We start from the raw sequence: 14,839 nt of genomic DNA on the forward strand, positions 1-14,839 counted from the left end.
GCGTTGATTGTAGCCGGCTGCCGGCAAGCGGTCATGCAAGATGCGGCGGAGCCGCGAGCACCATTGGGCTGACCGCGGGCTGACTCACCACGAGCGTACCGCCATGGCCGTCGCTGGAAGCGACGAAGGTTGACGCCATGTAGTTGCCCAGCAGCGCGATGTTCGCAGCATGGGTGCCGTCGGTCAGACTGAGCGTCCCGCCCGAGCTGTCGCCCGAATAGCCCGGCACGACCGCCTTCGAAAACGCGATGTCCGCGAAATCGATGGCGTCCTTGCCGGTCATTCCCGCAACCGTCCCGGTGAACGTCCGGGAACTGTCCAGCTTCAGTGTGCCGCTATCCGATGCAAAGGAAAGATCGGCAGAGCTTGCGGAGGGAAGATCGAGTGTCTGTCCGGTCGTGATGATCGGCGGATCCTGAACCGTGAACGCGCTCGACCAGTTTCCCCAGACCGTGCCATCGAACGCTCGAATCCAGAGCGTGTCGCTGCTCGAACCGACCCGGTAGGTCAGCTGCGAGAGCTGGGACGCCGACACATAGTTGTCCTGGTTCGGCGCCAATGCCAGCCCATTGAGGAGGAACGTGCCGCCGCCAGCTCCGGCGTTCCACACATCATACTGCGTAGCCGCGCTGCCGAACGGATCGGAATAGTTGAAGAGCACCGAGCCGGGATAGATCTGCCCCTGGATGGACGTCACCGTCAGGTTGACCGGCGTGACGACCGGTCCGGTATCGATCGGCGCGGTGACCGTGAACGCACTGGACCATGCGCCCCAAACCGTCCCGTCATTGGCGCGCACCCAAAGCGTGTCGGCTCCCGATCCCGATTGGTAGGTCAGGTACGGAAGCTGTGCAGCGGAGAAAATATTGTCGCCGTTGGGCTGGAGTGCCTGCCCATTGAAGACGAAATGCCCGCCACCGCCGCCGGTGTCCCACACGTCATACTGGGTCGCCGCGCTTCCGAACGGATCGCTGTAGGTGAACAGCGACGACGCGGCGTAGCTTTGCCCGTGTGTCGCGGTCTGATTCTGCACGATCTCGACGGGGCCGGGATCGACCGGGGCCGAGATTGTGAAGGCGTTCGACCAGGCGCCCCAGACGGTCCCATCATTTGCCCGGATCCAGAGCGTATCGGTACCCGATCCGGCCTGATAGGAGAGCGACGAGAGTTGGGCGGCCGAGATGTAGTTGTCCCGGCCAGCCTGAAGCGCGACGCCGTTGAGCGAGAAATGGCCGCCGGGAACGCCGCTATCCCAGACGTCGTATTGGACCGCGGCACTGCCGAGGGGATCGCTGTAGGTGAACAGCCACGACGCTGCATAGCTCTGGGCATGAGCAGCCGTATGGTTGGCGACGGTCTCGACCGGACCGCTGTCGAACGGAGCAGTCACCGTGAACGCGGACGACCAGCTCCCCCACACGGTCCCATCATTGGCACGGACCCATAGCGTATCCGCGCCGGAACCCGACTGATAGACCAGCTGCGAGAGCTGTGCGGCCGTGATGATGTTGTCCGTGTTGGCGTTGAGCGTCACGCCGTTCAGAACGAAATGTCCGCCACCGGTGCCGCTGTCCCAGAAGTCATACTGCGTGGCGGCGATCCCGAACGGATCGCTGTAGGTGAACAGCGCGCTGGCTGCGAAGCTCTGGCCGTGCGCGGCCTGTATGGACGCGACTGCCTCCACCGGTCCGGTATCGATCGGGCTGGCCACCGTGAAGGGATTTGACCACGCGCTCCACACATAGCCGTCGAACGCGCGGACCCAGAGCGTGTCGGAGCCGGAGCCGGCCTTGTACGTCAGGCTCGCGAGCTGGCTCGCATTGATGATGATGTCTTGGCCACCTGCATAGGGCGCAAGCGAGCCCAGCTGGAAATAGCCGCCGTTGGATCCGGTATTCCAGACATCATATTCGGTGGCGGCACTGCCCAGCGAGTCGCTATAGTTGAACAACGACTGCACGTTGAAGATTTGGTTGTGAGCAGCGGTCTGGCCGAGACCCACGACACTGGGCGTGTCGATCGGGGCGGTGGTCTGAATGGCCTGCCAGGAGCCCGTGACGCTTCCGTAGACATACTGGACCCAGAACGTATCGCTACCGGATCCCGCAAAGTAAGTGGCCTGCGCCAATTGTGCCGCCGTCAGGCCTACCGTTACGCCGTTCGGCTGGACTGCCCCGTTGACCGTGACTTTCGCTCCGCCGCTCCCGGTCTCCCAGATATTGTAGAGCGTGACCGTGCCGCTCGCGGACGCGGCTCCGCTGGACACCAGGGTCGCCAGCGGCATGCTGCCGGCGTGCGCGAAACCGAACGAGGAAACGCTCAGTGATCCGTAGGTGTCGGCGTCAAGGATGTTGTAGTACCCGTGTCCGCCTGTCGAGGGATCGCCCGACCAGCGGCTGACGGCAGTAAAGCCGCTGACCGTGACGCCCCCGGACGCTCCGTTGACGGCCCAGGTCGTGCTTGCGCCGTTGATGGCGAGTTGCACGATGCCAAAATCGATCGCGCCCGCAGAAACCGGCTGGCCGTTGAGGAAATAGACCGGCGTGTCCCATTCAGTGGCAATCTGCGACAACGCCTGAACTTCGGAGCCAAGCACCGAGAAACCTGCATTCGCCAACTCGGTTGCGTCGTTGGCGAGCTGCGAGCCGATCGCGAGCGGCGACTGCCCGTTGGGTTGTAGCAGCGCATTGACCAACGGCTCGATCGCATCGAAGGTGTTCTGAACGCTGTAGCCGTTCGCGATGTAGGCGTTCAACGTCGATACGAATTGGACGTTCTCGGCGATCAAGTTGTTGTAATAGGCAAATGCGCCGACTTCGAGCGTGACCGTGATAGGGCTGCCCTGGATCGAGCCGAACGGCGTGTATTTGAGGAGCGTAAAGACCCCGTTGGCCCCGGCCTCATTGAGGTGGTCGACATATTCCGGGTCGGGGATCAGAAGCACGCCGGCGATGGCGTTTGTCGAGACCGTGTAACTCTGCACCAGCGTGGGTGAAGCCGAGATCGTCGTCTGCCAGGCAGGGCCGCCATTGGCGGCGATCAGTGTCGGACTTCCCAGAATTGAATAAGTCTGTACCGCGTTAGATAATATTATGAGCGCCATGCACCTGTACCTGCCATCTAGACCGTAGAGGCAATGACAGTCAACTATCAGATGCCGCGGCAAATGGCGAGATGCCTGATCTCGGTTCGCGCCGTCGGGGTTACCGAGCGGCTCTCGGAAGACCGATGTCAGGCGACCCACCTCTTCAGCTAAGGCCGCGGCTGGCGATTTCGATCGACCAGGCGCCGGGGCTCGAAGAGCCGGGAAACACTGATCGGATCGTGCCGGCTTCGGACCAAGGTCAGAGCCTGACTCTTTTCGGTGGCCTCGATCGTCTTGGCTTCACACGGACATGGGAGCCAACAGATGAGCCTCGAGAAAAAAGTCGCCGTCGTCACCGGTGGGAGCCGCGGTCTCGGCCTCGGCCTGGTTGAAGCGCTTGTTGCCGAGGGCGCAAACGTCACGGTCGTTGCACGTGGAACGGACTCGCTCAAGGCCGTCCGCGACCGGCTCGGCGTCACGACGATCCCGGCTGACGTGACCGATCGCGCCGCCGCCAATCGCATCCTCTCCGAAATCAAGCCGGATATTCTCGCGCTCAACGCGGGCGTCACGCCGCGGATGGGCCGGCTGGATCGATTGAGCTGGGAGGATTTTTCCGCCGCCTGGGAAACCGACGTCAAGGCAGGCCTGTTCTGGCTTCAGGCAGCGCTCAATCTCCCCATGAAGCCGGGCAGCACGGTTCTCGTGGGATCAAGCGGTGCCGCGGTGACCGGATCGCAGATGTCGGGCGGTTACGGCGGCTCGAAGCGAATGCTATGGTTCATGGCCAAGTACGCCAACGGTGTTTCGCAGGAGTTGAATCTCGGTATCCGTTTTCGAGCCATTGTGCCGCGGCAGATGATCCTGGGGACCGGGATTGGCGATTCCGCGGCTGGTGCCTATGCGGGTTCGATGGGGATTACGCCCGAGCAGTTCGTCGCGCGCTTCGGCGCACCCATGCCTCCGCGGAAATTTGGTGATCTGGTGATCTCGATTCTGAAGGACCCGCAATACGCCGACGGCATCGTGTTCGGACTCAACGGCGATGCCGGCGTGACCGTCATGGAGGGAGCGGCAGCTTGACCAGCGGCGAAGACCATTCGAGCACCAATCGGTGGGCCGCGCTTCTCGCACTCGCCGAGGAATTGCGGCCCGAGCTTCACCGCTATTGTTCGCGCCTGATGGGCTCGGTGATCGAGGGCGAGGACGTCGTACAGGACACCTTCGCCAAGGCCTTCGTCGCCCTGGAAACAATGGCCGAATTGCCCCAACTTCGCGCGTGGCTGTTCCGTATCGCTCATAACCGGGCATTGGATGTCTTGCGCAGCAAGGCCATCCGCGCGGCCGAGCCGATCGAGGCGGCGTACAACGTTGTCGACGGAGCAAGCCCTGATCCCGTGGAGCAGTTGATGCATCAGGAAGCGGTGCGGACAGCGGTATCGCGCTTTGCGGAGCTGCCGATTCTGCAACGTAGCGTGATCATCCTGAAGGACGTCCTCGATGAGCCACTCGCCGACATCGCCGCACTGCTCGATCTCAGCGTCGATTCCGTGAAGGCGCATCTCGCGCGGGGGCGTGCGCGTCTTCGCGAGATCAACGCGGCCGCATCCCGGCCGCCGGACGTCAGATCGCCCTCCGCAGCGGTCATGCGGTATGTCACCCTGTTCAACCAGAAGGATTGGGACGGGCTGCGCGCGATGCTCGCGGATGATGTGAAGCTCAATCAATCGGCTCACGCCGTCCGGACAGGACGGACGGACGTTGGGATGTTCTTCAGCATCTACGGGAAAATGGACCGGGTACGGCTGGCGCCCGCCTGGTTGGAGGGCCGCGAGGTCATTGCGGTGTTCGAAGACAGCATCGATAGCAAGCCGAGCTACTTCATGTGGCTCGAATGGCGCGACGACGAAATTACGTTCATCCGCGACTACCGGTACGTCCGCTATATCATGGCGGACGCCGAGCTCATCTTCTCAACGAGCAATCGAACGCAATCGTAGAGAACGGCGCGTCCCGGCCGACTATCGTTCGCGGCGTGCCGCTACAGATAAACCGAGACGCAATGTAACCGGACCCAATTGCTCCGGGGCGGAGCCTTGCAGCACGCCCCGAAGCTCTCCCGACCAAATCCGCGTCGGCTAGCCGCCGTTGCCGTTCTCGCCGTTTTCCTCTTCCGGAATGTGCTCGACCGAGACCACGTGCTCGTCCTCGGCGGTGTCGAACACGATGACGCCCTGGGTCGAGCGGCCGGCGACGCGGATGTCGGCCACCGGGCAGCGGATCAGCTGGCCCTTGTCGGTGACCAGCATGATCTGGTCGGCGTCCTCGACCGGGAACGACGCCACCAGATTGCCATTGCGGTTGTTGACGCTCATCGCGACGATGCCCTTACCGCCGCGGCCGGTGGTGCGGTACTCGTAGGACGAGGTCCGCTTGCCGTAGCCGTTGACGGAGACGGTCAGCACCACCTGCTCGGCGGCCGACAGCTCGGCATAGCGCTCCTGCGACAGCTGGATCGCATCGTTCGCCGTCTCTTCGCCTTCGGTCTCGACCGGCTCTTCGGTCGTGGCTTCGCCGGCCACCGCGCGTCGCATCTTCAGATACGCCGAACGCTCGTCGGAGGTGGTCTCGACATGGCGCAGGATCGCCAGCGAGATCAGCCTGTCGGCCTCGGCCAGCGCGATGCCGCGTACGCCCATCGAGGTGCGGCCGGTGAAGACGCGCACATCGGGGACCGGGAAGCGGATGCACTGGCCGCCGGCGGCGGTCAGCAGCACGTCGTCGCGCTCGGTGCAGATCTGCACGTCGACGATCGCCTCGCCCTCGCCGAGCTTCATCGCGATGATGCCGGAACGGCGGACGTCGACGAAGTCGGACAGCTTGTTGCGCCGAACGGTGCCGCTGGTGGTCGCGAACATCACGTCGAGATTGGCCCAGGAGGATTCATCCTCCGGCAACGGCATGATCGTGGTGATGCGCTCGCCCTGCTCCAGCGGCAGGATGTTGATCAGCGCCTTGCCGCGCGCGTTGGGCGCCGCCATCGGCAGCCGCCAGACCTTCTCCTTGTAGACCTGGCCGCGGGACGAGAAGAACAGCACCGGCGTGTGCGTGGAGGCGACGAACAGCCGCGAGACGAAATCCTCGTCGCGGGTCTGCATTCCGGCGCGGCCCTTGCCGCCGCGGCGCTGCGCCCGGTAGGTCGACAGCGGCACGCGCTTGACGTAGCCGGCATGCGAGACGGTGACGACCATGTCCTCGCGTTGGATCAGGTCCTCGTCCTCGACCTCGCCTTCCTGCTCGATGATCTGGGTCTTGCGCGGCGTCGCGAACTGCTGCTTCACCTCGGCCAGTTCAGTCTTGACGATGCCCTGCACGCGCGCACGCGAGCGCAGGATGTCGAGGTAGTCGGCGATCTCAGCCGCGAGCTTGTCGAGCTCTTCGGAAATCTCGTCCCGCCCCAGCGCGGTCAAGCGCTGCAGCCGCAGATCGAGGATGGCCCGCGCCTGCTCGAGCGACAGGCGGATGGTGCCGTCGTCGTTGATCCGGTGCCTGGGATCGTCGATCAGCGTGATCATCGCCTCGACGTCGCGCGCCGGCCAGTCGCGCGACATCAGGGTGTCGCGCGCCGTATTCGGATCGGGCGAGGTCCGGATCACCCGGATCATCTCGTCGATATTGGCAACCGCGATGGCGAGGCCGACCAGGATATGGGCGCGGTCGCGCGCCTTGCGAAGCAGGAACTTGGTCCGGCGGGTCACCACCTGTTCGCGGAACGCGACGAAGATGGTGAGCAGATCCTTCAGCGTCATCGTCTGCGGACGACCGGAATCCAGCGCCAGCATGTTGGCCGGGAAGTTGGTTTGCAGCGGCGTGAACCGATAGAGCTGGTTCAACACGACGTCAGGCACCGCCTCGCGCTTCAGCTCGATGACGACGCGATAGCCGTCGCGGTCGGACTCGTCGCGGAGGTCACCGATGCCCTCGATCTTCTTCTCCTTCACGAGGTCGGCGATGCGCTCGACCATCGTGGCCTTGTTCACCTGATACGGAATCTCGGTGATGATGATCGCTTCGCGGTCCTTGCGGATGGTGTCGATCGTCACCTTGCCGCGCATCACGATCGAGCCGCGGCCGAGATGATAGGCGGAGCGGATGCCCTGGCGGCCGAGGATGATGCCGCCGGTCGGGAAATCCGGGCCCGGGATGATGTCGATCAGTTCGTCGATCGTGAGCGCCGGATTGTCGATCAGCGCCACGCAGGCGTCGACCACCTCGCCGAGATTATGCGGCGGGATGTTGGTCGCCATGCCGACGGCAATGCCGCCGGCGCCATTGACCAGCAGGTTCGGGAACCGGGCCGGCAGGACCGACGGCTCCTGCTCGGAATTGTCGTAGTTCGGCTGGAAATCGACCGTTTCCATGTCGATGTCGGCGAGAACGGCGAGCGCCGCCTTGGTCAGCCGCGCTTCGGTATATCGGTAGGCCGCCGGCGGATCGCCGTCGATCGAGCCGAAATTGCCCTGGCCGTCGATCAGCGGCACGCGCAGCGAGAAGTCCTGCGCCATGCGGACCATCGCGTCGTAAATCGACTGGTCGCCATGCGGATGGTATTTACCGATCACGTCACCGACGACGCGGGCGGATTTGACGTATTTCTTGTCCGGCGTGTGCCCCTGCTCATGCATCGAATACAGGATGCGCCGGTGCACCGGCTTGAGCCCGTCGCGCGCATCGGGCAGCGCTCGCGACACGATCACGCTCATCGCGTAATCGAGGTAGGACTTCTTCATCTCGTCGAGAATGGAAACGGGACGAATATCTGAGGGCGCCGGCGGCTCGCCGGGCTTGTCATCTTCGTTATCGGACAAAGGGGAAATCCGGTCAGTTTTACTGGGGAATCATATAGCCCATCGGGGGCCTGATAACCACCCCTGAGCGGCTCCGGCAAGCCGTTTTTCCCTTCGTTTTTTCATACACTTACCAGCCGCACTGCGGGCTTGCCGCGGGCCTGCTTTGCGCTGCGACCGCAAGCCGGCCGGGGCCCGACGGAACCGGCCCCGCGACGCCTCAATCGCCCAATTACTGGCCGAAAATCTCGGCGTGCATGATCCGCCCGGGCATCAAGGTGAACAGCCCGGCAATGACCAGCGCGCCGAAGAAAATGCCGATCATCGTGAACTTGTGGCTGCGGACATTGTGGCTCCGCGCCGCCATCACGCCGAGCACCAGCATCACCAGCGAGAAGATCGACAGCAGGTGGATCGGGCTCCAGGGGCCGACCAGGCGGATCTGATGGATCCAGAACGAGCTCCCGGCGACGACCAGCATCAGGATCACCCAGATCCAGCCCAGCGTCCGGTGCGGCAGCGTCCCCTTCGGTGCGGCGAGCTGGATGGAGCCGAGCACGAAGGCGGCCATCGCGGCGAAGGCATGGAGCGGGATCGCAGGCGCAGCGTCGAGCAATGGCGCGAGGCTCATGGTGGCGGCCCTCGGGTGAAGCGCGCGGCCAGATCTCACTCGCCGCAGGCCAATGTAAATATCATTCACATCGGCCTGTGTCAAAGTCAGGGGAACCCGCCCTCGCCGCCTGCAGAGATCCGTGATCCAGCAAGCAGCTATGGAGTTATCCTCATAATTCACACGAGGAAATTGCCGTCGTGCATCGCGACGCCGCTCCGGAAAATGATCTTCACGGAGCGACGGCGTGAGCGCCGGAAAGCAGCGTTCGATCAGAACGGGATATCGTCGTCCATGTCGCTGTTGCGGCTGCCGCCACCGGCGGCAACTGCACGGCGCGGTGCAGAACTGACCGGGCCGGACGAGCCGAAATCGCTGCCGCCGTCATCGGAGAAGCTGCTGCCTCCGCCGCCACGCCCGTCGAGCATGGTCAGGTTGGAGTTGAAGCCCTGCAGCACGACTTCGGTCGAGTACTTCTCGACGCCGGACTGGTCGGTCCATTTGCGGGTCTGCAACTGACCCTCGATGTACACCTTGGCGCCCTTCTTCAAATACTGCTCGGCGACCTTGCAGAGGCCCTCGTTGAAGATCACGACGCGGTGCCACTCGGTCTTTTCCTTGCGCTCTCCGGTGCCCTTGTCGCGCCAGGTCTCCGAGGTGGCGATGGAAAGGTTTGCGATCGGACGGCCGTCCTGCGTCCGCCGGATTTCCGGATCCTTGCCGAGGTTTCCAACCAGGATCACCTTGTTCACGCTTCCTGCCATCGCATCATCTCCACTCAAAAACCGGGCGTCCGGACATCGGCCGCCGCTCTCAACCTTCGCCACTTACTTTGCAGGCGTCGTGGATGACCCTATACGCCGGCGCCGGCTCGCCGCCTTCGCCCGCGCACGGTTATCCACGACTATCGAGATATAGCACCGCAGCCGACAATGTTCCAGTTTTGTTCGCAACAACCAGCCGTAGAAGCGGCATATGGCGATGGAACGGCAGCCGATTTCGGTTCCGGCCGCCTATCGGCTTGATGGGATCCGAAAACACAAACCAAATCAATCACTTGCATCAGCCTTACTTCTTCCGCAGGTGTGGCTTTTGGGAGACGGCGTCTCCGGTTGAATCAGCGTATAGCTATCAACCATGGCGCGGGCGCTCGCGTCTGAGATCGTGCTTCGGGACAATATTGGAAGCCGATCGGGGAGCTGGGAGATTGATGATGAAGAAGTTTTTGCTCGGTACGGTTGCCCTGATTGCGTTCGCCGCGCCTGCCGCGGCCGCCGACCTCGCGGCGCGCCCCTACACCAAGGCGCCGCCGATGATCGCTGCGGTCTATGACTGGAGCGGCTTCTACATCGGCGCCAACGGCGGCTGGGGCTCGAGCCACAATTGCTGGGACCAGGTCCCGGGCGGCGTGTTCATCGGATCGGATGGTTGCCATGACGCAACCGGCGGCGTCGCCGGCGGCCAGATCGGCTATCGCTGGCAGGCTGGCGCCTGGGTGTTCGGCCTCGAGGCGCAGGGCGACTGGGCTGACCTGAAGGGCAGCAACAACAGCGCGATCTTCCCGGGTCTCTTCACCAACCAGTCCAAGATCGACGCGTTCGGCCTGTTCACCGGCCAGGTCGGCTACGCCGTCAACAACGTGCTGCTCTACGCCAAGGGCGGTGCGGCGCTGACCGACAATCGGTTCAGGACCTTCTTCACGCCGACCGGCGTGCTCGCCGGCAGCGCCAGCGACACCCGCTGGGGCGGCACCATCGGCGCCGGCATCGAAGTCGGCTTCGCGCCGAACTGGACCGCCGGTATCGAATACGACCACCTGTTCATGCAGGACAAGACCTACAACCTCACCACCCCCACCGGCGCGCTGTTCAGCAGCATCCGCGATCGCCAGGACGTCGACCTCGTCACCGTCCGCGTGAACTACAAGTGGGGCGGCCCGGTGGTTGCGCGCTACTGATCGCGCGATCCGGTTTGATCCAGACCAAAGGCCGGCCTCGCGCCGGCCTTTTTGTTTGTGGGCTCGGCCGTGAGCGGTGGTGCCGCGGTTGGCGACATCCTGCGTCGCTACAATGCCGGGCTCGTACCTTCCCCTGCCTCGGCCAGCGACACGCGCTGGGACTGCACCGTCGGCGTCGAATACATATCCGTAGCGAAGTGCTGAGGCGGCCTCAGCTCACGCATCACTGCCTCGCATCGAAATATCGGAGCCGGCCTCGCGCCGGCTCTTACGCTGCGCAGGCACGCCAGCGCGGGCCATTTTCCGTGCATTGTGGTTTCACGGATACACAACTTCCAGCATTTCTATGTAGAAACACGCGAACGTCACGCGACACCGCGGTGACGCTTCCCTTCAATGTTTGAGGGGACAACAAGAAAATGGGACTGGGACTTTGAAAATCAGGAATGTTCTGCTGGCCTCGGCCGGCATGGTTGCCCTCAGCGCAATTGCACCGGCAATGGCCGCCGATCTCGCCGCACGCGGCCCCTACGTCAAGGCTCCGCCGCCGGCCGAGATCTACAACTGGACCGGCTTCTACATCGGTGGCTTCGGCGGCTACGCCAGCGAGGATTCCGGCAATCCGAAGATGGAAGGCGGCTTCGCCGGCGGCACCATCGGCTACAACTGGCAGGCCGGCAACATCGTGTACGGCATCGAGGCCGACGGCGGCTGGGCTGACGTCAACGCCTCCGCTTCCGCGTTCGGCATCACCGCGACGAGCAAGATCGACGCGCTCGGCACCGCGCGTGGCCGCATCGGCTTCGCGGTCGACAAGGTTTTGTTCTACGGCACCGGCGGCTACGCCTGGGTCGACAACAAGCTGACCCTCAGCGCGGGCGGCGTGAGCGCATCGCAGAGCAACTTCCACTCGGGCTGGACCGTCGGTGCCGGCATCGAAGCGTTCATCGCGCCGCAGTGGTCGATCAAGGGCGAATACCTGTATCGCAGCCTCGGCGGCGAGACCTACTTCGGCGTGCCGTCGGCCGACATCAACCTGCACAGCGTCCAGTTCGGCGTGAACTATCACTTCGGCGGCCCGATCGTCGCCAAGTACTGAGACACGTACTAAGTGTCGATCCACGTTCGGATCGCTCGGGAAGGCCGGCCTCGCGCCGGCCTTTTTTGCGTCCGGGAACCGGGCCCTGCTGACGGCTGCTGCCATCAGGCAAACTATCCGTTGATGGACGCCATTCAGCACTGGAAATTGTCGGCCGTTCTTCCTACGTTCCAGTCCTCACACCCCATCGGCGCAAGCTCCCGGCATCACCGGCGATGCGCGCCCAAAAGGCGCCCAAGCATGCGCCCGGAACTGTCGCAATGGATGAAGTGCTCAAGGCGAAGCGCCAACAGAACGCCGGCTCCTCATCGCGCGCCATCACGATCCGTGGCGCGCGCGAACATAATCTGAAGAACATCGACGTCGAGATTCCGCGCGACAAGCTCGTGGTGTTCACCGGCCTGTCCGGCTCCGGCAAGTCGTCGCTCGCGTTCGACACCATCTATGCCGAGGGCCAGCGCCGCTACGTCGAGTCGCTGTCGGCCTATGCGCGGCAATTTCTGGAGATGATGCAGAAGCCTGATGTCGACCAGATCGACGGCCTGTCGCCGGCGATCTCGATCGAGCAGAAGACCACCTCGAAGAATCCGCGCTCCACCGTCGGCACCGTCACTGAGATCTACGACTACATGCGCCTGCTCTGGGCCCGCGTCGGCGTGCCCTATTCGCCGGCCACGGGACTGCCGATCGAGAGCCAGATCGTCTCGCAGATGGTCGACCGCGTGCTGGCGCTGCCCGAAGGCACCCGCCTCTATCTGCTGGCGCCGGTCGTGCGCGGCCGCAAGGGCGAGTACAAGAAGGAGCTCGCCGAATACCTCAAGAAGGGCTTTCAGCGCGTCAAGATCGACGGCACCTTCTATGAGCTGTCCGAGGCACCCGCGCTCGACAAGAAATTCCCGCATGACATCGACGTCGTGGTCGATCGCATCGTGGTGCGCCCCGACCTCGCCCAGCGCCTCGCGGAAAGTTTCGAGACCGCGCTGAAGCTCGCCGAAGGGCTTGCGGTGATCGAGTATGCGGACGCGCCCGCTGCGGCCGCAAGCGAAGACAAGAAGAAAACGGCAAAAATCCACGACAAGAGCGGGCCCGAGCGCATCCTGTTCTCGGAAAAATTCGCCTGCCCGGTGTCCGGCTTCACCATCCCCGAGATCGAGCCGCGCCTGTTCTCGTTCAACAACCCCTATGGCGCCTGCCCGGCCTGCGGCGGCCTCGGCGTCGAGCAGCATATCGACGAGGACCTGGTCATCCCCGACAAGGAGCTGACCCTGCGCAAGGGCGCGATCGCGCCCTGGGCGAAATCATCCTCGCCCTATTACATCCAGACGCTCACCGCGCTCGGCAAGCACTACAAGTTCACGCTCGACACCAAGTGGAAGGACCTGACCAAGAAGGTCCAGAACGCGCTGCTGCACGGCTCCGGCGACGACGAGATCAAGTTCTCCTATGAGGACGGCGTCCGCTCCTACGACACCAAGAAGCCGTTCGAGGGCGTCATCACCAACATCAACCGCCGCTACCGCGAGACCGAGAGCGAGTGGGCGCGCGAGGAGCTCGGCAAGTATTTCTCCGACGTGCCCTGCGCGGGCTGCCACGGCTATCGGCTGAAGCCCGAGGCGCTGTGCGTCAAGATCGGCGGCAAGCATATCGGCGAGATCTCCGAGCTCTCGGTGAAGCGCGCCGGCGAATGGTTCGAGACGGTGCCGGAGGCGCTCAATGCGCAGCAGAACGAGATCGCGACGCGCATCCTGAAGGAGATCCGCGAGCGCCTGACCTTCCTGCTCGACGTCGGCCTGAATTACCTGACGCTGTCGCGCTCCTCCGGCACGCTGTCCGGCGGCGAGAGCCAGCGCATCCGCCTCGCCTCGCAGATCGGCTCGGGACTGACCGGCGTGCTCTACGTGCTGGACGAGCCGTCGATCGGCCTGCACCAGCGCGACAATGCCCGCCTGCTCGACACGCTGAAGCGGCTGCGCGACCTCGGCAATACCGTTGTCGTGGTCGAGCATGACGAGGACGCCATCCGCCTTGCCGACTACGTGCTCGATATCGGCCCCGGCGCCGGCATGCATGGCGGACACATCGTCGCCGAAGGCACGCCCGACCAGATCATGCGCAACCCGAAATCGCTGACCGGCAAGTACCTCACCGGCGAGCTTTCGGTCCCGATTCCCGACCGGCGGCCGCCGAACCATCGCCGCACCATCAAGGTGATCAATGCGCGCGGCAACAATCTGAAGAACGTCTCGGCCGAGATCCCGCTCGGCCTGTTCACCTGCGTGACCGGCGTCTCCGGCGGCGGCAAGTCGACGCTGCTGATCGACACACTCTACAAGTCGATCGCCCGCAAGCTGAATAATGCCAGCGAAGGCGCGGCGCCGCACGACCGCATCGAGGGTCTCGAGCACATCGACAAGATCATCGACATCGACCAGTCGCCGATCGGCCGCACCCCACGCTCCAACCCCGCGACCTATACCGGCGCCTTCACGCCGATCCGCGAATGGTTCGCCGGCCTGCCCGAGGCGAAGGCGCGCGGCTACGAGCCCGGGCGCTTCTCCTTCAACGTCAAGGGCGGCCGCTGCGAGGCCTGCCAGGGCGACGGCGTCATCAAGATCGAGATGCACTTCCTGCCCGACGTCTACGTCACCTGCGACACCTGCAAGGGCAAGCGCTACAACCGCGAGACGCTGGAGGTGCTGTTCAAGGGCAAGAGCATCGCCGACGTGCTCGACATGACCGTCGAGGAAGCCGCCGAGTTCTTCAAGGCGGTGCCGCGCGTGCGCGAGACCTTCCAGACCCTGCACCGCGTCGGCCTCGACTACATCCATGTCGGCCAGCAGGCCACCACCCTGTCCGGCGGCGAAGCCCAGCGCGTCAAGCTGGCAAAGGAATTGTCGAAGCGCGCCACCGGCCGCACGCTCTACATCCTGGACGAGCCGACCACCGGCCTGCACTTCCACGACGTCGCCAAGCTGCTCGAGGTGCTGCACGAGCTGGTCGCCCAGGGCAACACGGTCGTGGTGATCGAGCACAATCTCGAAGTCATCAAGACCGCCGACTGGGTGATCGACCTCGGCCCCGAAGGCGGCGACGGCGGCGGCGAGATCGTCGCCTGGGGCCCGCCGGAAGACATCGTCAAGGCGCCGCGCAGCTACACCGGCAAGTTCCTGGCGCCGGTGCTGAAGAAGGCGAACAGCAAGCCGAGGAAGAGCAGCAGCGCTAGCGAGGCCGCGGAATAGTC

9 protein-coding genes are annotated in these 14,839 nt (G+C 63.9%); 5 read left to right on the forward strand and 4 right to left on the reverse strand.

Annotation, left to right across the window (positions count from 1 at the left end; all coding sequences use genetic code 11):
• Window positions 1–31: 31 nt before the first annotated feature.
• A complete protein-coding gene (locus QDT69_RS06925) occupies window positions 32–3,244 on the reverse strand; it encodes a hypothetical protein (protein WP_279705866.1) in 3,213 nt (1,070 codons plus the stop codon).
• A gap of 165 nt (window positions 3,245–3,409) precedes the next feature.
• Here QDT69_RS06925 and QDT69_RS06930 point away from each other — a divergent pair, with 165 nt between their 5' ends.
• Together QDT69_RS06930 and QDT69_RS06935 are read left to right on the forward strand one after the other, a co-directional pair.
• Window positions 3,410–4,168 (forward strand): SDR family NAD(P)-dependent oxidoreductase, encoded by a 759-nt coding sequence (locus QDT69_RS06930; RefSeq protein ID WP_279705867.1) that lies wholly within the window; start codon window positions 3,410–3,412, stop codon window positions 4,166–4,168.
• Window positions 4,165–5,085, forward strand: coding sequence for a sigma-70 family RNA polymerase sigma factor (locus tag QDT69_RS06935; RefSeq protein ID WP_279705868.1), 921 nt, complete (start codon window positions 4,165–4,167; stop codon window positions 5,083–5,085). Before QDT69_RS06930 ends, QDT69_RS06935 begins: the two co-directional genes overlap by 4 nt.
• Before the next feature lie 138 nt (window positions 5,086–5,223).
• Here QDT69_RS06935 and gyrA read toward each other — a convergent pair whose 3' ends face one another.
• From gyrA to QDT69_RS06950, 3 genes are all read right to left on the reverse strand, one after another.
• On the reverse strand, window positions 5,224–7,953 hold the full coding sequence (gene gyrA / locus QDT69_RS06940; RefSeq protein ID WP_279705869.1) for a DNA gyrase subunit A: 2,730 nt from the start codon (window positions 7,951–7,953) through the stop codon (window positions 5,224–5,226).
• A gap of 211 nt (window positions 7,954–8,164) precedes the next feature.
• Entirely contained in the window at window positions 8,165–8,563 is a 399-nt protein-coding gene (locus QDT69_RS06945; protein WP_279705870.1) for a DUF2306 domain-containing protein, read from the reverse strand.
• A gap of 251 nt (window positions 8,564–8,814) precedes the next feature.
• The gene (locus QDT69_RS06950) at window positions 8,815–9,306 is read right to left on the reverse strand and encodes a single-stranded DNA-binding protein (protein WP_028340751.1); all 492 of its coding nucleotides are present in this window, start codon (window positions 9,304–9,306) and stop codon (window positions 8,815–8,817) included.
• Between the two features lie 449 nt (window positions 9,307–9,755).
• On the opposite strand from QDT69_RS06950, the gene QDT69_RS06955 reads away from it, so the two are divergent.
• The 3 genes from QDT69_RS06955 to uvrA all read left to right on the forward strand — a co-directional run bounded on the left by QDT69_RS06955 (window position 9,756) and on the right by uvrA (window position 14,837).
• Window positions 9,756–10,499 (forward strand): outer membrane beta-barrel protein, encoded by a 744-nt coding sequence (locus QDT69_RS06955; protein ID WP_279705872.1) that lies wholly within the window; start codon window positions 9,756–9,758, stop codon window positions 10,497–10,499.
• Window positions 10,500–10,938: 439 nt separating this feature from the next.
• Window positions 10,939–11,598 (forward strand): outer membrane beta-barrel protein, encoded by a 660-nt coding sequence (locus QDT69_RS06960; protein WP_279706188.1) that lies wholly within the window; start codon window positions 10,939–10,941, stop codon window positions 11,596–11,598.
• 260 nt (window positions 11,599–11,858) lie between these two features.
• Window positions 11,859–14,837 (forward strand): excinuclease ABC subunit UvrA, encoded by a 2,979-nt coding sequence (gene uvrA / locus QDT69_RS06965; RefSeq protein ID WP_279705873.1) that lies wholly within the window; start codon window positions 11,859–11,861, stop codon window positions 14,835–14,837.
• Window positions 14,838–14,839 lie beyond the last annotated feature (2 nt).

The organism is Bradyrhizobium sp. CER78 (assembly GCF_029846235.1).
Taxonomy (GTDB): Bacteria; Pseudomonadota; Alphaproteobacteria; order Rhizobiales; family Xanthobacteraceae; genus Bradyrhizobium.

Bases quoted from the DNA above. Each gene is read 5' to 3' on its own strand.
- QDT69_RS06930 (WP_279705867.1), top strand. From the start codon at position 3,410: ATGAGCCTCGAGAAAAAAGTCGCCGTCGTCACCGGTGGGAGCCGCGGT.
- QDT69_RS06945 (WP_279705870.1), bottom strand. From the start codon at position 8,563: ATGAGCCTCGCGCCATTGCTCGACGCTGCGCCTGCGATCCCGCTCCAT.
- QDT69_RS06950 (WP_028340751.1), bottom strand. From the start codon at position 9,306: ATGGCAGGAAGCGTGAACAAGGTGATCCTGGTTGGAAACCTCGGCAAG.
- QDT69_RS06955 (WP_279705872.1), top strand. From the start codon at position 9,756: ATGAAGAAGTTTTTGCTCGGTACGGTTGCCCTGATTGCGTTCGCCGCG.
- uvrA (WP_279705873.1), top strand. From the start codon at position 11,859: ATGGATGAAGTGCTCAAGGCGAAGCGCCAACAGAACGCCGGCTCCTCA.